Origin of the sequence: Streptococcus mitis SK575, from assembly GCF_000257865.1 — a bacterium.
GTDB lineage: Bacteria > Bacillota > Bacilli > Lactobacillales > Streptococcaceae > Streptococcus > Streptococcus mitis_CQ.
The window spans coordinates 16,187-34,683 of record NZ_AICU01000069.1 but is presented as its reverse complement, the minus strand read 5'-3'; the positions used below and the strand labels follow the sequence as shown (position 1 = coordinate 34,683).

The 18,497-nt window shown below is 40.1% G+C and carries 16 protein-coding genes and 1 pseudogene; 16 read left to right on the top strand and 1 reads right to left on the bottom strand.

Annotated elements, in window-relative coordinates; all coding sequences use genetic code 11:
- Nucleotides 1-94: 94 nt before the first annotated feature.
- Nucleotides 95-207, top strand: a pseudogene (locus HMPREF1048_RS13485) (IS200/IS605 family transposase); the annotation flags it as partial.
- Between the two features lie 579 nt (nt 208-786).
- On the opposite strand, the gene HMPREF1048_RS08795 reads toward HMPREF1048_RS13485, so the two are convergent.
- Nucleotides 787-2,937 carry an LTA synthase family protein gene (locus HMPREF1048_RS08795; RefSeq protein WP_000840066.1) on the bottom strand — a complete coding sequence of 717 codons (2,151 nt, stop codon included), beginning with the start codon at nt 2,935-2,937 and terminating at the stop codon, nt 787-789.
- A gap of 116 nt (nt 2,938-3,053) precedes the next feature.
- Between HMPREF1048_RS08795 and HMPREF1048_RS08790 the strand changes: the two genes are divergently transcribed.
- From HMPREF1048_RS08790 to HMPREF1048_RS08720, 15 genes are all read left to right on the top strand, one after another.
- Nucleotides 3,054-4,217 carry a class I SAM-dependent rRNA methyltransferase gene (locus tag HMPREF1048_RS08790; RefSeq protein WP_004249031.1) on the top strand — a complete coding sequence of 388 codons (1,164 nt, stop codon included), beginning with the start codon at nt 3,054-3,056 and terminating at the stop codon, nt 4,215-4,217.
- The gene (gene aroD / locus HMPREF1048_RS08785) at nt 4,214-4,891 is read left to right on the top strand and encodes a type I 3-dehydroquinate dehydratase (RefSeq protein WP_000767765.1); all 678 of its coding nucleotides are present in this window, start codon (nt 4,214-4,216) and stop codon (nt 4,889-4,891) included. The genes HMPREF1048_RS08790 and aroD overlap by 4 nt, the downstream gene beginning before the upstream one ends.
- Nucleotides 4,881-5,735, top strand: coding sequence for a shikimate dehydrogenase (locus tag HMPREF1048_RS08780; protein ID WP_000762509.1), 855 nt, complete (start codon nt 4,881-4,883; stop codon nt 5,733-5,735). The genes aroD and HMPREF1048_RS08780 overlap by 11 nt, the downstream gene beginning before the upstream one ends.
- An 18-nt stretch (nt 5,736-5,753) precedes the next feature.
- Nucleotides 5,754-6,821 (top strand): 3-dehydroquinate synthase, encoded by a 1,068-nt coding sequence (gene aroB, locus HMPREF1048_RS08775; protein ID WP_000702142.1) that lies wholly within the window; start codon nt 5,754-5,756, stop codon nt 6,819-6,821.
- A gap of 9 nt (nt 6,822-6,830) precedes the next feature.
- A complete protein-coding gene (aroC, locus tag HMPREF1048_RS08770; protein WP_001269873.1) occupies nt 6,831-7,997 on the top strand; it encodes a chorismate synthase in 1,167 nt (388 codons plus the stop codon).
- 9 nt (nt 7,998-8,006) lie between these two features.
- On the top strand, nt 8,007-9,110 hold the full coding sequence (locus tag HMPREF1048_RS08765; protein ID WP_001140854.1) for a prephenate dehydrogenase: 1,104 nt from the start codon (nt 8,007-8,009) through the stop codon (nt 9,108-9,110).
- A 10-nt stretch (nt 9,111-9,120) separates the two neighbouring features.
- Entirely contained in the window at nt 9,121-9,459 is a 339-nt protein-coding gene (locus tag HMPREF1048_RS08760) for a YlbF/YmcA family competence regulator (RefSeq protein WP_000065978.1), read from the top strand.
- A gap of 91 nt (nt 9,460-9,550) precedes the next feature.
- A complete protein-coding gene (aroA, locus tag HMPREF1048_RS08755) occupies nt 9,551-10,834 on the top strand; it encodes a 3-phosphoshikimate 1-carboxyvinyltransferase (RefSeq protein WP_004249025.1) in 1,284 nt (427 codons plus the stop codon).
- The gene (locus HMPREF1048_RS08750) at nt 10,827-11,303 is read left to right on the top strand and encodes a shikimate kinase (protein WP_001151366.1); all 477 of its coding nucleotides are present in this window, start codon (nt 10,827-10,829) and stop codon (nt 11,301-11,303) included. The genes aroA and HMPREF1048_RS08750 overlap by 8 nt, the downstream gene beginning before the upstream one ends.
- Nucleotides 11,300-12,148 (top strand): prephenate dehydratase, encoded by an 849-nt coding sequence (gene pheA, locus HMPREF1048_RS08745; protein ID WP_000686442.1) that lies wholly within the window; start codon nt 11,300-11,302, stop codon nt 12,146-12,148. The genes HMPREF1048_RS08750 and pheA overlap by 4 nt, the downstream gene beginning before the upstream one ends.
- Nucleotides 12,145-13,440 carry an LCP family protein gene (locus HMPREF1048_RS08740; RefSeq protein ID WP_000032340.1) on the top strand — a complete coding sequence of 432 codons (1,296 nt, stop codon included), beginning with the start codon at nt 12,145-12,147 and terminating at the stop codon, nt 13,438-13,440. Before pheA ends, HMPREF1048_RS08740 begins: the two co-directional genes overlap by 4 nt.
- Nucleotides 13,441-13,565: 125 nt before the next feature.
- Entirely contained in the window at nt 13,566-14,411 is an 846-nt protein-coding gene (locus HMPREF1048_RS08735) for a LicD family protein (RefSeq protein ID WP_001061997.1), read from the top strand.
- On the top strand, nt 14,408-15,376 hold the full coding sequence (locus HMPREF1048_RS08730) for a glycosyltransferase family 2 protein (RefSeq protein WP_000971801.1): 969 nt from the start codon (nt 14,408-14,410) through the stop codon (nt 15,374-15,376). The genes HMPREF1048_RS08735 and HMPREF1048_RS08730 overlap by 4 nt, the downstream gene beginning before the upstream one ends.
- A 21-nt stretch (nt 15,377-15,397) precedes the next feature.
- Entirely contained in the window at nt 15,398-17,557 is a 2,160-nt protein-coding gene (locus HMPREF1048_RS08725) for a LicD family protein (RefSeq protein ID WP_001010606.1), read from the top strand.
- Nucleotides 17,558-17,616: 59 nt separating this feature from the next.
- Nucleotides 17,617-18,429 carry a LicD family protein gene (locus tag HMPREF1048_RS08720; protein WP_001290855.1) on the top strand — a complete coding sequence of 271 codons (813 nt, stop codon included), beginning with the start codon at nt 17,617-17,619 and terminating at the stop codon, nt 18,427-18,429.
- The last annotated feature ends 68 nt before the right edge of the window (nt 18,430-18,497 follow it).

The window sequence follows — 18,497 nt, the reverse complement described above, 5'->3', positions numbered from 1 at the left end:
GCTATGCGGCTGTGTGTCGAAGGTTATACCAAAAAACTCCAAACGCGATACAATAAAGGTGTTCAAGCCAATTGTAAAGCGAAAGGAGAAAAATATGGCACAAAAGGCTCATAGTTTATCGCACACAAAGTGGCACTTTTCTATCACATTGTGTTCACCTCTAAGTATAAACGAAAAATCATCTATAATCAATATCGAAGTAGCTTATCACATTCGAATCACAAAAAAATTTAAAAAATGGCAATATTTGTTAACAAGGCTTTCCTAGTTTGTTATAATGTAGTTGTAAATGATTAAGATTGGTAATCAAAAAATAAAGAGGGGAATGTCATGAATAAGAAATATAACATAGTTCTATTTTTGTTGTTTATAGTTTATTTATTTGGATATTTTTCAATTTCAAAAACGTTAATTTCTATAATGTGTGTGATCCAAGTATTTTTGATAGAACATATATTTAGAGTTCGAAATAGAATTATGCAGATAGGTGAAATTTTAATTATTCTTGCTTCTATATTATTATTTATTGATAGTATATTGAGTTTGTAACAAAAGGCTTCTCTATAGAATCAAATTTTCCAGATACCTGCTGAAGCTGATTTATCTTCTCTCTATGCCTTCTCATCGTTCTTCTACTATCTACGTCACTAAACTTGACAGACATATACTGCAGGTACAACCTCTCTACCTACAATCTTACAGTTAACCTGAGGCCAGTTTCCTCTTTGATTTTCGTTGAATTTTATTTGATAAAAAGAAATGCTCCTCCAAGACGGAAGAGCATTTTTATTGTGATTTTGATTCAGTTTCTGCCGACTCTGGGTGGAGTTCTTGGTAACTTGGTGCCTTGAAAAGGTCAGCACTGGTTTTACCTTGTCGTTGGCTAAAGAGACTGGTTGATTGACTACCTTTTTCCTGCTCAATCTTTTGCAGAATTGGTAAAGAATTGAGGTAAGAAATACTTTCTGTATCAACTTTTCCAAGATGATCTGCTTGGTAGAAACGTATCAAATCGCCAGTTTGAATTTGGTCGCTGATTTTTAGCTGTTGGCTGGCTGCCTGCCGAACGATTTCTAGTTCAGTCTGAGCTTGTTCATCAAGATTACTGATTTCAAGACCGCTTTCAGTATAGTAGGTTCGTCCGTCGTAACTGGTGTATTTAGGTGTGACGAAGGAATTGGCAGTCCGAAAGGCAATGATTTCTTGATGATCTGGAGACAGAAGGTCTTGGCCGACTTGAAGGAAGGAACTGGACTCAATACCAAGGAGGTGTTCGAGAGTCGGTAAGATATCGATTTGTCCACCGTAGGTATTGATGATTTGTCCTTTTTCATAGCCAGGCATGACCACCATAAAAGGCACTCGTTGCAACATGGCATTGTCGTAATTCGACCAGTTCTCAGAAGTCTTGCCAATCAAGGGTGCCAGCTCAGGATTGCGGGAGTTAGAAATTCCATAATGGTCTCCGTAGATGACGATGATGGATTTTTCATAGAGGTCACTTTCTTTGAGATAGTCAAAGAAGGCCTTGATAGCACTGTCCAGATAGTTGGCTGTTTGGAAATAGCCATTGATCGTTTCATCTTTGGTTTTGGCCAAGGGGAAACCAAGCTCATCGCCAGTCAGATTGCTAGCATAAGGATAGTGATTGGACACCGTGATATACTTAGCATAAAAAGGTTGCTGTAAGTGTTCCAGATATTGGATAGAATCTTTCATCATGATTTTATCATTTAAACCATATTGGAAAGAATTGCTACTGTTTTGCTTGGTAAAATAGGAAGCATCAAAGAAGTATTGGTAGCCCCATTGTTTGTAGGTCGTATTTCGGTTCCAGAAGGTCCCGATATTACCGTGAAAGACAGCACTTGATTGGTATCCATTTTTTGATAGGATAAAAGGTGCTGCCTGCTGGGTATTGGTGCCACCGTAGTTGACCATAAAGGAACCTTGGTCAAGGCCAAATAAACCGGTCTCCAGCATAGTTTCTGCATCTGAGGTCTTACCAGCCTTGACTTGGTTAAAGATATTCGAAAAGGCTAGTGTAGATTGCGAATGGTAGAGGGAGTTGAGGAAGGGAGTGACTTCATGCTCAGTTCCATCTATGTTGAGTTTATAGTCCAGTAGGAACTGCTGAAAACTCTCCAAGTGGAGATAAATCACATTTTTCCCTTTGGCTAAGCCGAAATAGTCTGGATTGGGTTTAGCAGAATGTTCTTGAATATAATCTGTAATAGGTTGAAGATCAGTCTCAGAGGCCTTGGCACGTTCTTTGTTTGCACTGTAGGATTGGTTGGCACTATAGCCTAAAAAGGCTGGCAAACTGAGGGCGCGAACAACATAATAATTCGAAAATCCTCGCGATAGGAGATCGGGACGCTCAATTTCAGCCAAGAAAAGATTAGCAGAAAAGAGCAAGGCTGAGAGTGCAGTGATAGCAACACTGGAGCGGAATTTGAAAGGTCTCCTGTCCAGCTTGATGAGTTTTTTATAGAAAAGGAAAGCCAGCAATGGGAAATCCATAAAATAGATGAAATCCCAAGGACGCAGTAACTCTAATTCCGCAGTGCCGACAGACACCTTGCTGACCACCTTCATGGTATTAGCCGTGATAAAGTCGCTAAATTCTCGATAGTAAAAGACATTGGAATAGAGCCAAATGAATAAAAGGCTATAAATAGCTATACTCAGGCCATAAAAGATCTTGGTTGACCGAGCATAGAGGGCTAGAGCCAGCAGGAGGAGTCCCAAAGGAAGAGGATTGAAAAAGGCGATAAAGGCAAGGTAATTTCCCTGCAACTTGCCAACTTGAATATCTAAATTAAAGTCAACGGTATAGGCTAATAAGGTTTTGAGCCAATAGAGGATTAAAAGGGTTAGGACAAAACCCAGTCTGGTACCGATGGCTTTTTGGATTTTGTTAAAATTGCTTTTCACACATTTACTTCCTAATTTTTTATTAGTATTAGTATACCATTTTTTAAAAGAAGAGTAAAAAAGCAAGGGTAGTTTCTTTTTTGAGAATTGGCTAAAAGTTTGATATAATGGTAGTTATGAATAGAATAAGAGTTAGTAAAAGGGTTGAAAAGAAGCTCGCCAAAGGTCTGGTTTTACTAGAAGCCAGTGATCTTGAGAATGTCAATCTTAAGGATCAGGAAGTAGAAGTGCAGAGTCAAGAAGGAAACTTTCTTGGGACTGCCTACCTTTCCCAGCAAAACAAGGGCTTGGGCTGGTTTGTTAGTAAGGACAAGGTGACCTTCAATCAAGCTTTCTTTGAAATGCTGTTTAGACAAGCTAAAGAAAAGAGAAGCGCCTACTATCAAGATGATTTGACAACTGCCTTTCGTCTCTTCAACCAAGAGGGAGATGGCTTTGGCGGTCTGACAGTGGACCTTTATGGCGACTATGCTGTCTTTTCTTGGTATAACTCTTATGTTTATCAGATTCGCAAGGTTATCTCAGAAGCTTTTAGACAGGTTTTTCCTGAGGTCTTAGGGACATATGAGAAGATACGCTTTAAGGGGTTGGACTATGAATCAGCCCATGTTTATGGTCAAGAAGCACCTGACTTTTTCACTGTTTTAGAAAATGGTGTTCTGTATCAAGTCTTTATGAATGATGGCTTGATGACAGGAATTTTCCTAGACCAGCATGAAGTCCGCGGTAGTTTAGTGGATGGATTGGCTATGGGTAAATCCTTGCTCAATATGTTTTCCTACACAGCAGCCTTTTCAGTAGTTGCGGCCATGGGAGGAGCAAGCCAGACTACTTCGGTTGACCTAGCTAAACGTTCACGAGAATTGTCTCAAGCGCATTTTCAGGCAAATGGAATCAGCACAGGCGACCATCGTTTTATAGTCATGGATGTCTTTGAATATTTCAAGTATGCCAAGCGAAAAGGCTTGACCTACGATGTGATTGTACTAGATCCTCCTAGCTTTGCTCGGAACAAAAAACAGACCTTCTCTGTGGCCAAGGATTATCACAAGTTGATATCCCAGAGTCTTGAGATTTTAAATCCGGGAGGGATTATCATTGCCAGTACCAATGCTGCCAATGTTTCCCGTCAGAAATTTACAGAACAAATTGATAAAGGCTTTGCAGGAAGAAGTTACCAGATTTTAAACAAATACGGTCTTCCAGCAGATTTTGCCTATAATAAAAAAGATGAAAGTAGTAATTACCTCAAGGTGATTAGTATGAAGGTTAGTAAATGAAATTAATCGTTTCAGTAATGCCAAGAAGTTTAGAGGAAGCTCAGGCTCTGGATGCTACGAGGTATCTGGATGCCGACATCATTGAATGGCGTGCCGACTATCTGCCTAAAGAAGCGATTTTGCAGGTAGCTCCAGCTATTTTTGAAAAATTTGCAGGTCGTGAGTTGGTTTTCACATTGCGAACTCGCTCTGAAGGGGGAGAAATCGACCTTTCTCCAGAAGAATATATCCATCTAATCAAGGAAGTGGCGCAACTCTATCAACCAGACTATATTGATTTTGAGTACTATAGCTACAAGGATGTTTTTGAGGAAATGCTGGACTTCCCAAATCTCGTTTTGAGTTACCATAATTTTCAAGAAACACCTGAAAATATGATGGAAATCTTGTCAGAGTTGACGAGCTTAAATCCAAAACTTGTTAAGGTTGCGGTGATGGCCCACACGGAGCAGGATGTGCTAGACTTGATGAACTATACACGAGGCTTTAAAACCCTCAATCCTGAGCAGGAATATGTGACCATTTCTATGGGAAAAGTGGGCAAGGTCTCTCGTATCACTGCGGATGTGACAGGTTCTAGCTGGTCCTTTGCTAGTCTAGATGAGGCAAGTGCCCCAGGTCAGATTTCCTTAGCTAACATGAAAAAAATTCGGGAGATTTTGGATGAAGCTTGATGGTTATACACGTTTAGCTGCCGTTGTTGCCAATCCTATTAAGCATTCTATTTCTCCTTTTATTCACAATAGTGCCTTTGAGGCGACAGCTACCAATGGTGTTTATGTTGCTTGGGAGATTGAAGCGGGTGATTTGGCAGAAACAGTGGCCAATATTCGTCGCTACCAGATGTTTGGCATCAATCTCTCCATGCCCTATAAGGAGCAGGTGATTCCTTATTTGGATGAGCTGAGTGACGAAGCGCGCTTGATCGGCGCGGTCAATACGGTTGTCAATGAGAATGGCAATTTAATTGGATATAATACAGATGGCAAGGGATTTTTTAAGAGCTTGCCTTCTTTTACAATTACAGGTAAGAAGATGACCCTGCTGGGTGCAGGCGGTGCGGCCAAGTCCATTTTGGCACAAGCTATTTTGGACGGCGTCAGTCAGATTTCGGTCTTTGTTCGTTCAGTTTCCATGGAAAAAACAAGACCTTATCTAGACAAGTTACAGGAGCAAACAGGCTTTAAAGTGGACTTGTATGCTTTAGAAGATGTTTTTGAACTGCAAGCAAGGATTGCTGAGTCGGATTTACTTGTCAATGCCACCAGTGTGGGCATGGATGGTAAATCATCCCCAGTTCCTGAAAGCATTGTCCTATCAGAAACTCTTTTAGTAGCAGATATCATTTACCAACCCTTTGAAACGCCATTTTTAAAATGGGCCAGAAGTCAGGGTAATTCAGCCGTCAATGGTCTGGGAATGTTGCTCTATCAAGCTGCAGAAGCCTTTCAACTGTGGACAGGCAAGGAAATGCCGACGGAAGAGATTTGGCAGTCCTTAACAGAAAAATACCAATAAAGAAAAGGAGATTCTCCTATGAAAATCAGAATCGATATTCCTCATCATCCTTATGATATTCAGATTGAAAAAGGTTGTCTGGCTCAGGCAGGTCAATGGTTGCGAGAACTCTGGCAACCACAAAAGGTAGTCATTGTGACAGATAACCATGTAGCTTCTCTTTATGCAGAGAAGGTCAAGCTCAGCCTAGAAGATGCTGGTTTTCAGGTAGCTGTTTTTGACTTTTTAGAAGGCGAAGAAAGAAAGAATTTAACTACTGTCCAGAAAGTCTATGAATTTTTAGTCAAGCAAGGTCTGACTCGTAGTGATGGAATCGTGGCTCTCGGAGGTGGTGTCGTTGGAGACCTGGCTGGTTTCGTAGCCTCTACCTATATGCGGGGTATTCATTTTGTTCAGATTCCGACTAGCTTGACTGCCCAGGTGGATTCTTCAATCGGTGGAAAGACGGGCGTCAATACTCCATTTGCTAAGAATATGGTGGGTACCTTTGCCCAGCCAGACGGGGTTCTGATCGATCCGCTTGTCCTTGAAACACTCGGAAAAAGAGAACTGATTGAAGGAATGGGTGAGGTCATCAAGTATGGCTTGATTGAGGATCCAGAACTTTGGAAAATCTTGACGGAGTTGGATGGTTCTGTAGAGAGTATCTTGGAAAGTTCGGAGACCTTGATTGAACTTTCTTGTCAGGTCAAGCGCAAGATGGTGGTTGAGGATGAGTTGGATAATGGTGTTCGCCTTTACCTCAATTTTGGGCATACCATTGGCCATGCTATTGAAGCGACGGCCGGCTATGGCAAGGTCATGCATGGTGAAGCTGTGGCTGTGGGAATGGTGCAGATATCCAAGGTTGCTGAGGAGAAGGGACTTATGCCAGCTGGCATTACCCAATCTATCACAGAGATGTGTCAGAAATTTGGATTGCCTGTTGACTATGAAAACTGGGATGTTGACAAGCTTTATCAGGCTTTGACTCATGATAAGAAGGCGCGTGGTAATACCTTGAAATTGGTCTTGGTGCCAGAGCTCGGTTCAGCGACTATCCACTCAGTTTCTCTGGAAGAGATGAAAGACTACTTGGTAAAATAAGGAGAGTGTATGAGATATTTAACTGCAGGAGAATCACACGGCCCCCGTCTGACAGCTATCATTGAAGGAATTCCAGCTGGGCTTCCTTTGACAGCTGAGGATATCAATGAGTACCTTAAGCGCCGTCAGGGTGGCTACGGTCGTGGCGGTCGTATGAAAATTGAGAGTGATCAGGTTGTCTTTACTTCTGGCGTTCGCCATGGGAAAACGACAGGGGCTCCCATTACTATGGATGTCATCAATAAGGACCACCAAAAATGGCTGGACATCATGTCTGCGGAGGACATTGAAGACCGCCTTAAAAGCAAACGAAAAATCACCCATCCTCGCCCAGGTCATGCCGATTTGGTTGGAGGCATCAAGTACCGTTTTGATGATTTACGGAATTCTTTGGAACGTTCATCAGCTCGTGAAACCACCATGCGAGTGGCAGTTGGGGCTGTAGCCAAACGTCTCTTAGCTGAACTGGATATGGAGATTGCTAACCATGTTGTGGTCTTTGGTGGCAAGGAAATCGATGTACCTGAAAATCTGACAGTCGCTGAAATCAAGCAACAAGCTGCCCAGTCTGAAGTTTCTATTGTCAACAAAGAACGAGAACAGGAAATCAAGGACTATATTGACCAAATCAAACGTGACGGTGATACCATCGGTGGAGTTGTGGAGACAGTCGTCGGAGGCGTACCAGTAGGACTTGGTTCCTATGTTCAATGGGACAGAAAATTGGATGCGAGATTGGCCCAAGCCGTTGTTTCTATCAATGCTTTTAAAGGGGTGGAATTTGGTCTTGGCTTTGAAGCTGGTTACCGCAAAGGCAGCCAAGTTATGGACGAAATTCTCTGGTCTAAAGAAGATGGCTATACTCGCCGTACCAACAATCTAGGGGGCTTTGAAGGTGGTATGACCAATGGGCAACCCATCGTTGTTCGTGGAGTCATGAAACCTATTCCTACTCTTTATAAACCACTTATGAGTGTGGATATCGAAACCCACGAACCCTACAAGGCAACCGTGGAGAGAAGTGATCCGACCGCTCTTCCAGCTGCAGGAGTGGTCATGGAAGCTGTTGTAGCAACGGTTCTGGCACAAGAAATCCTTGAAAAATTCTCATCAGATAATCTTGAGGAATTAAAAGAAGCGGTAGCTAAACACCGAGACTATACAAAGAACTATTAAGGAGTTCCTATGGCAAAAACAGTCTATATCGCAGGTCTTGGATTGATTGGTGCCTCTATGGCACTTGGTATCAAACGTGATCATCCAGATTATGAAATTTTAGGTTATAATCGCAGTCAAGCTTCGAGAGATATTGCCTTGAAAGAAGGCATGATTGACCGTGCAACGGATGATTTTGCCAGTTTTGCTCCTTTGGCAGATATCATCATCCTCAGTTTGCCAATCAAACAAACCATTGCTTTCATTAAGGAGTTGGCCGACTTGGACTTGAAAGAAGGAGTGATTATTTCAGATGCCGGTTCGACCAAGTCAGCTATTGTGGATGCGGCGGAGCAGTATTTAGCTGGTAAGCCTGTTCGCTTTGTCGGTGCTCATCCTATGGCTGGTAGTCACAAGACAGGGGCCGCCTCTGCGGATGTCAATCTCTTTGAAAATGCCTATTATATCTTTACACCTTCGAGTCTGACAGGTCAAGACACGCTTGAGGAAATGAAGGACTTGCTTTCAGGTCTTCATGCTCGCTTTATCGAGATTGATGCCAAGGAGCATGATCGAGTCACTTCTCAGATTAGCCATTTCCCTCATATTCTAGCTTCTAGTCTCATGGAGCAGACCGCGGTCTATGCTCAAGAACATGAGATGGCAAGGCATTTTGCGGCCGGTGGTTTTCGAGATATGACTCGAATTGCGGAAAGCGAGCCAGGTATGTGGACATCCATTCTCTTGTCCAATCGTGAGACTATTCTAGACCGAATTGAGGATTTCAAGGGACGTTTAGATGAGGTTGGACAAGCCATCAGCAAGGGAGATGAGGAGCAGGTTTGGAACTTTTTCAATAAAGCGCGTGAGCAACGTCAGGCCATGGAAATCCATAAGCGTGGTGGAGTGGACAGTTCTTACGACCTCTATGTCGATGTTCCCGATGAAGAAGATGTCATCTTGAGGATTTTGGAATTGCTACGTGGAACTTCCTTGGTTAATATTCACATCAATGAGGAAAACCGTGAAGATATTCACGGGATCCTACAAATTTCATTTAAAAACGCTCAAGACTTGGAACGAGCTGAGCATCTCATAACAGAAAATACCGACTACACAGTCGTTGTCAAATAAGGAGAAAATCATGTCAAATATTTACGATAGTGCAAATGAACTCAGTCGCGGTCTACGCGAATTACCAGAATACAAGGCTGTCAAAGCAGCTAAAGATGCTATTTCAGCAGATGCTGAGGCAAGCAAAATCTTTACAGAATATGTTGCCTTTCAAGAGGAAATTCAAAAACTAGCACAGACAGGTCAAATGCCAGACGCTTCCTTCCAAGCTAAGATGGAAGGCTTTGGTAAGCAGATTCAGGGGAATAGCCTCTTGTCAGAATTCTTTACCAAGCAACAACAATTGGCAATTTACCTTTCTGACATTGAAAAAATTGTTTTCGAACCAGTTTCAGAATTGCTAAAATAAGAAAATAACAATCCTAAAGTCAGGAATTTTTAAGGAATTTCTGGCTTTTTATGATAAAATAGGTAAAAGTATTGCAAGTATGAGGTCCAGTATGAAACTAAAAACAAACATTCGCCACTTACATGGCAGTATCCGCGTTCCAGGTGACAAGTCTATCAGCCACCGTTCCATTATCTTTGGAAGTTTGGCTGAGGGTGAGACTAAGGTTTATGATATTCTGCGAGGTGAAGACGTTCTTTCGACCATGCAGGTTTTTCGTGACCTTGGTGTTGATATTGAGGATAAAGATGGGGTTATTACCATTCAAGGTGTCGGTATGGACGGCCTAAAAGTGCCGCAAAATGCCCTTGATATGGGGAATTCTGGAACCTCGATTCGCCTGATTTCAGGTGTCCTTGCTGGTGCAGACTTTGAAGTAGAAATGTTTGGGGATGATAGTCTTTCCAAACGTCCTATGGACCGTGTGACCCTTCCACTGAAAAAAATGGGTGTTAGTATTTCAGGGCAAACTGAGCGAGACCTGCCTCCTCTTCATTTAAAAGGGACGAAAAACTTAGCACCTATTCATTATGAGTTGCCGATTGCCTCAGCCCAAGTCAAGTCAGCCTTGATGTTTGCGGCCTTGCAGGCTCAGGGGGAGTCCGTTATTATCGAAAAAGAGTGTACCCGTAATCATACTGAAGATATGCTGCAACAATTTGGTGGCCGTTTAAGTGTGGATGGTAAAAAAATCACAGTCCAAGGGCCTCAAAAACTGACTGGACAAAAGGTGGTCGTACCAGGAGATATTTCCAGTGCAGCCTTTTGGTTAGTTGCTGGTTTGATTGTTCCAAACTCTCGTGTGGTGCTTAAGAATGTGGGCATCAACGAAACGCGTACTGGTATTATTGATGTCATTCGTGCTATGGGTGGAAAATTGGAAATAACTGAAATTGATCCAGTCGCTAAATCTGCAACCTTGACTGTTGAGTCTTCTGACTTGAAAGGAACAGAGATTGGTGGCGCTTTGATTCCACGTTTGATTGATGAATTGCCTATTATTGCCCTGCTTGCGACTCAAGCCCAAGGTGTAACAGTTATCAAGGATGCTGAGGAGCTAAAGGTCAAGGAAACAGACCGCATTCATGTTGTGGCAGACGCTTTAAATAGCATGGGTGCGGATATTACTCCTACGGCAGATGGGATGATTATCAAAGGAAAATCCGCCCTTCACGGTGCTAGAGTCAATACTTTTGGAGACCATCGTATCGGCATGATGACGGCTATCGCGGCCCTCTTGGTTGCAGATGGAGAGGTGGATCTTGATCGTGCTGAAGCCATCAATACCAGCTATCCTAGCTTCTTTGATGATTTGGAGAGCTTGATTCATGGCTAAGGTATTACTAGGATTTATGGGAGCTGGCAAGTCCACTATTGCAAGAGGCTTGGACCCAGATTATCTCGATATGGATGCTCTGATAGAGAAGCGCTTAGGCATGTCCATTATGGAATTTTTCTCGGAAAAGGGAGAAGGAGCCTTTCGTCAGGTAGAATCAGAAGTCCTAGCTGATTTACTACAAAGAGATCAAGTCGTGTCAACTGGAGGAGGAGTGGTTATTTCTCAGAGAAATCGTGACTTACTCAAGACTAATACAGATAACATCTACCTGAAAGCTGATTTTGAAACCCTCTACCACCGTATCGCAGCTGATAAGGACAATCAGCGTCCGCTTTTTCTAAATAATAGCAAGGAAGAACTAGCAGCTATTTTCCAAGAAAGACAGGCCTGGTATGAGGAAGTAGCCAGTCGGGTTTTGGATGTGACCGAGTTAAGCCCAGAGGAAATTATAGAGGAACTGAGATGAAAATTGCTTATCTAGGTCCCAAGGGATCATTTTCACACCACGTTGTGCAGACAGCTTTTCCTCAGGAGGAATTGCAGGCCTTTGCCAATATTACAGATGTCATCAAGGCCTATGAGCAAGGCTTGGTGGACTATTCTGTGGTGCCAGTTGAAAATTCTATTGAGGGTAGTGTTCATGAAACCTTGGACTACCTTTTTCATCAGGCTCGCATTCAAGCAGTAGCAGAAATCGTTCAGCCTATTCATCAGCAGTTGATGGTGGTTCCAGGCCATACTAAGATTGAAAAGATTTTTTCACATCCACAGGCCTTGGCTCAAGGAAAGAAATTCATCGATGAACAGTATCCAGATGCTCAAATTGAGGTGACAGCTAGTACAGCTTATGCGGCCCGCTTTATTTCCGAACATCCAGACCAGCCCTTTGCAGCAATTGCACCTAGAAGTTCTGCTGAAGAATATGGCTTGGAACTGATTGCTGAGGATATTCAGGAAATGGAAGCCAATTTCACACGATTCTGGGTTCTGGGAGCTGAAGGTGCAGCTATTCCCTTGCAAGCACAAACTGAGAAAATGAGTTTGGCCTTGACCTTACCTGACAACCTTCCAGGTGCACTTTATAAGGCTCTTTCGACCTTTGCTTGGAGAGGAATTGACCTGACAAAAATTGAAAGTCGTCCACTCAAGACAGCGTTGGGCGAATACTTTTTCATTATCGATGTGGACTATGCTGATAAGGCCTTGGTCCGCTTTGCCCAAAAAGAATTAGAAGCCATAGGAATCCAGTATAAGGTTCTGGGTGCCTATCCTATTTATCCAATATCAGACCATGGAAAGGAGAGAAGATGAGTAAAGAAAATCCCTTAAGCCATCATGAGCAGTTGCGTTATGACTATCTACTTAAGAATATTCACTACCTCAATGAGCGAGAAAAAAAAGAGTTTGCTTACTTGCAAGACAAATTAAATAGGGCAAGTAATGACGCCACCTCAGAAAATCAGGAATTGACCGAGGATTATAGAAAGTCAAGTGCTAACACTTCGATTCCTTCTTATAATAGCCGTAGTCGTTCTGAGAGATACCAGAAAATCAATTCTCTTCCAAAGAAAAAAACTAAAAAGCGGAAGCTACGTTGGGGGCGCATTTTTTCAGGATTACTGGCTATCTTAGCTTGTCTAGCATTGGGTATGATTTTTATGTTCTTAAAAGGTTATACCAATGCTAATCCAGATAAAATTGCCAATGCCAGGGCAGCTCAAGTTGAAGTTTTTAATGGTCAGGATACCAGAGATGGTGTTAATATTTTGATCATGGGTACAGATGGGCGAATCGGTCAAAATAGTGCTGAGACGCGGACGGACTCTATTATGGTATTAAATGTTGGCGGTTCGGATAAGAAAATTAAGCTGGTCAGCTTCATGCGTGACAATTTGGTTTATATAGACGGTTACAGTCAAGTGATTAACGGTAGAAAACAGACAGATAACAAGTTAAACGTAGCCTATGAGTTAGGAGAACAAGAGGGGCAAAAAGGGGCAGAAATGGTTCGCCAAGTCTTGAAAGATAATTTTGACTTGGACATTAAGTACTATGCCTTGGTCGATTTTCAGGCCTTTGCAACAGCGATTGACACACTTTTCCCTGATGGGGTGACGATTGATGCTCAATTTTCAACATTGAATGGGCGTCCACTAACAGAAGCTACAGTCGGAGATGATTTACATGCGACTGAGACTGAGTCTCCAACCCAGACTATTAAAGTCGGAAAACAGCAGATGAATGGCTCGACCTTGCTCAATTATGCTCGTTTCCGTGATGATGATGAGGCGGATTACGGCCGTACCAAAAGACAGCAACAAGTACTGACAGCAGTTCTTCAGCAAATCAAAGATCCAACCAAGCTTTTTACAGGCTCAGAGGCACTTGGCAAGGTATTCGCAATGACCTCAACGAATGTTCCTTATACCTTCCTGTTAACAAATGGCTTGTCTTTCCTAGACGGAGCTCAAAATGGTATTGAAAAATTGACGATTCCAGAACTGGGTGACTGGGTAGATGCCTATGATGTTTATGGAGGCTTGGGCTTGCTTGTCGATCAAAACAAATATCAGAATAAATTATCTCAGATGGGCTTGAGATAAGATAAGACAGAAAAATCAAAGTTTGATAGCTATTTGGATAGCAGTCAGGCTTTGATTTTTTACAGTCTTCAATAGATTTTCACCCCCTATTTGTGGTATAATGGAACGATACGATAGAAAGAATAATGAACAATATGACTGATTTAAAAGCAATTCAGGCTCGAAGTCTGGAGATGGCTGAATATTTTGTGGCTTTTTGCAAGGAACATGATTTGCTTTGCTATCTCTGTGGCGGAGGTGCTATTGGCGCCCTTCGAAACAAGGGGTTTATTCCTTGGGACGACGACCTAGACTTTTTTATGCCCCGTAAGGACTATGAAAAATTAGCAGAATTATGGCCTCGTTATGCAGATGAGCGTTATTTCTTGTCGAAGAGTAACAAGGATTTTGTCGACCGCAATCTTTTTATTACCATTCGTGACAAGGAAACGACCTGTATCAAACCTTATCAGCAGGATTTAGAATTGCCACATGGTCTGGCCTTGGATGTTTTGCCTTTGGATTATTATCCTAAAAATCCAGCTGAGCGGAAGAAACAGGTTCGCTGGGCCTTGATTTATTCACTCTTTTGTGCCCAAACTATTCCAGAAAAGCATGGTGCACTTATGAAATGGGGAAGCCGTATTTTACTGGGTGTGACTCCAAAATCTCTCCGTTATCGCATTTGGAAAAAAGCTGAGAAAGAAATGACCAAGTACAGTCTCGCTGAGAGCGATGGAATCACGGAATTATGCTCAGGTCCTGGCTACATGAGAAACAAGTACCCAATCGCATCTTTTGAAGATAATCTTTTCTTACCATTTGAAGGGACAGAGATGCCTATTCCAGTTGGCTATGATGCCTATCTCAGTATTGCTTTTGGGGATTACATGACACCTCCACCAGCAGACAAGCAGTTACCACATCATGATGCTGTTATCGCTGATATGGATAAGTCTTATACAGAATACAAGGGAGAATATGGAGCATGATGGGTGAAAAAATTAGCGTTATCGTTCCAGTCTACAATGTAGAAACCTACCTGGAGCGATGTGTGGAGTCAATTCTTCATCAGACTTATACTAATTTTGAACTAATCCTAATAAATGATGGATCTACTGATTCCAGTGGACAAATCTGTGATCATTTAGCATATCAGTATGAAAATATCAAGGTTTACCATATCGAAAATGCTGGTGTTTCTAATGCCAGAAATATTGGAATTCAGCTAGCGACGGGTGTTTGGATAACTTTTGTTGATAGTGATGATTTCGTCACCAAGGATTACCTAGCTACTTTAGCTAGTGCAGTTGAGGGAGGAAATGTAGGTTTTGTGATTGCTCCTCTACATCATATCAAAAATGGAATAGTGACAGATTTACCCCCGTATTCTGGTAGAAAAGAACTTTGGTCAACAGAAGAAACCATGAAAGAATTACTGATGACCACTAAGACATCATTCTTTCCAGTCGCAAAACTATTTAAGAGAGACCTGCTGGTAGATGAGAAATTTAATACAGACTACCATCTAGCTGAAGATGCCTTATTTTTAACTGAATTGCTACTAAAGACAAGATGCAGTAGCGTATTTATTGACAAACCAATTTATTATTATGATCATCGTGAGGGAAGTGCGACAACATCTGTTAATCGGTATGTATTTGATACGATAAAAGTTTATATGAGAATTATTGCTCAAGTATCACAAGTATTTCCTAATTTAAAATATGAATTAAAAAATAGAGAATGTTGGTCATATATCACAGTCTACGATAAAATCATATTTACTTCATCTGAGCAGTATCAAAAGGAGAAAGTCGAACTAAGGACTTGGATTATTCAGCATCGACACGAAATATGGAAGGATACTTATTTCACCACATTTCGTAAGATAGCTGTCCTGTCACTTGTCTTTTCTCCATGGATATATAAAAAAATTGTTGGATTAAGAAACTAATATTATGAGAAGGAGTTGAAAATGAATTTTCCAATAATGAATGAATACTTTGAAAAATCAAAACTATGGGTTTCATATCTGTTCGTTTTTATTTCGATTTTAAGTATGAGTTCACTAGTTTATAAGATAGCCAATCCTCTTTATAAGGGATTATCAGCAATTGTATTGTTTTATATTTGCTATACATTATTGTTTAAGTGGAAAAAAATCATAGTAGATCGTAAATTTCTGTCCTTATTTGGTCTATTGGCTGGAAGTCATCTGTTATCAGCTATTTTCAATCGCTCTGGACATTTGATTGGAAATGTGATCGAGATCCTCTTTATGGTAACCTATATTTTATTATTTACCATGTTAGAATCAGGTCAATTAAAGAAATTATTTGATTGGATTGCTTACACTATTCAAATTATTTCTTTTTCTTCTGCTATATTTGCATTTACATTATTAGTAAGTAAAGTACTTATCCTATTTAAAATTGGACAGCAATCTTATTACTATGGTGTTATGAATGGGCGTTTGTGGGGAATTGTTAATCCCAATGCTAGTGCAATTTTTTCATATATTAGCATTGTTTTGGCTATGTATTTGATTCATAAAGGAAACAAATACTCTGTTTATCTAAAACTGAATAATGTGATTCAATTAGTTTACTTTGCAACCATGCAAAGTAGGGGTGCTTTATTATCTTTAGTGTTAATGATTGGGTTTTATAGTTTCTTTATTAACAGGGGCAAGTTAGCTAAGCGATTTCTAATCTTTATTGTTTCTGCTTTACTTGTTTCTGCTACTAACATCGGATTGAGTTATGTAACTTCTATTTACATATCTTCGGGGAAAGCGACTGTATTAGACTTAAATAAAGGACAATCTTATGCAGAAACAGATTCTTCAGTTATAAAAAAAACAGGCGAACTTCATCTAATAGAAACAACACCTAGTGGTAGAACTTATATTTGGAAAAATGCTATAAAAATGGGAAGTGCAAAACCAATTTTTGGTTATGGTGTAAGGAATGTTCCAGATTATTACACAAAATATTTCAGTAAATTTGAGATTCAAAATTCTCTTATTGGTGGAAATTTCCATAACATTTTGGTAACGATATTTGTTAGTTCTGGAATTTTAGGTTTAGTATCCTTTCTGCTTCTACTAGGATATGTAATTAAGCGCTTTTTGACTTATTTGATTGTTTCCAAAAAGAACTCTGAAAAGTTGATTATGATTCTTTTCTTTGGCATCTTGTTCGGTCAATTATTTGAAAGTCAGATTATGTACTCAACTAACTTTATCAATATTATTTTTTGGTTGATTATTGGTTATGGATTAGTTGTTTGCAAACGTGATGAAGGTATTCGTTATCAGGAAGTAACTGATATTAGAGAGATTCAACAGATGGAACTAGGAATCATGGAATACATTCATGAAACTTGTCAGAAAATTGGTGTCAAATATTTCCTAGCTTATGGCAGTCTTATCGGTGCGGTTCGTCACAAAGGTTTTATTCCTTGGGATGATGACATGGATATCTGTATGTTACGAGAAGATTATGAAAAGTTGCAAGACTATCTTATCGCTAACCCTGATGAACGTTACGAAGTGATGTCTTATAAAAATAATCTCAACTATGTTTATCCCTTTATGAAAGTTCAGGATAATCAAACTTATTTACTAGAAGAAGATGTTCGAATTGATTCCAATATGGGGATTTATGTGGATATTTTCCCTGTAGATGGTTACGAGGATGACTCGGTTTTTAAAGATAAAATGACGAGACTTATAAAAAAACGTCAATTGAGCTGTTATACATTTAAAGGTATTACCAATACTAAAAGTATATTAAATTCTTTAATTCGCTATATATCAGTCATTATCTTCTATTTCACAAATACGAATAAGTATATTAGAGGCATTGATGAGCTTGCTAAATCTAGAAAAGTAGATGATTACGAATTGGTTGACTATCTTATTTATAAAGATATGAATAAACCAGTCTGGAAGCGAGAGTGGTTGAAACAAACTATTACGGGTGTATTCGAAGGTAAGGAATTTATGATTCCAAAAAACTATCATGAAATTCTGACCTCGGACTACGGAGATTATACGCAACTGCCACCAGTTGAGCTAAGGTTCTCTCATCATGATTTTCAATTGTGGAAGATTATTAAGGTATCCCAATGATGTCATTGAAATGAAGAAGCCATTAACTCGATGTAAAAAAGATTAGGAGTGAATAATAGATGTCAGAGAAAATTTTGACTCTTGAAGAAATTAAACAAATTGAATTAGATATTTTAAACTATTTGCATGAATTGTGTGAGGAGCATGAAATCAAATATTTTATTGATTTTGGAACTTTGCTAGGAGCTGTACGCCATAAAGGTTTTATTCCTTGGGATGATGATACCGACATTTCTTTGGCTCGAGATGAATTTGAAAAGCTCTATGAGATATTAAAAAATGAAAAACATCCCTACTACAGATTAATTTCATATAGAGAAACAAAAGGCTACCCTTATACATATATGAGAGTTTATGATGTGAGGACAAGAAGAGATGCTAATCTTTTAGATAAGTCGGTTGTTCTAGGTACTTGTGTTGATATTTTCCCATACGATGGGGTTGTTACAGATGAACGTGATAGAAAAAAGATGAGGCTTTATAAACAATTTATCCGACTTTCGTCTCTGAATTTTAAAGGAGTCAAAATAGATAATGGAGGTGTCAAAAATTTACCACGTTATTTTGCATCTACAATTTTTAGACTGACTTCTCCACAGAAATGGAATGAAAAATTAGAGAAGTTAGCTTTGCAATATGATGTTGAGCAGGCTACAGATCTTGCATGTACTACCTATGACTCTTACTATCCAAGTGGAATTAAGAAAGAGTGGTTATACGATACAATTGAAATACCATATGAGAATATTCTTGTGAAGATTCCTAGAAAATTCCATGAGATTTTGGTTTACGAGTTTGGTGAAGACTATATGACTCCTCCACCTATTGAAAATCAAAATCCAGGAACTGATAAAAATTACTGGATTGATTAATTTATGAGCAAGTTGCTTTGATTTGATAATTCGATAAAATAAATAACCTACCTATCTACTGGAATATT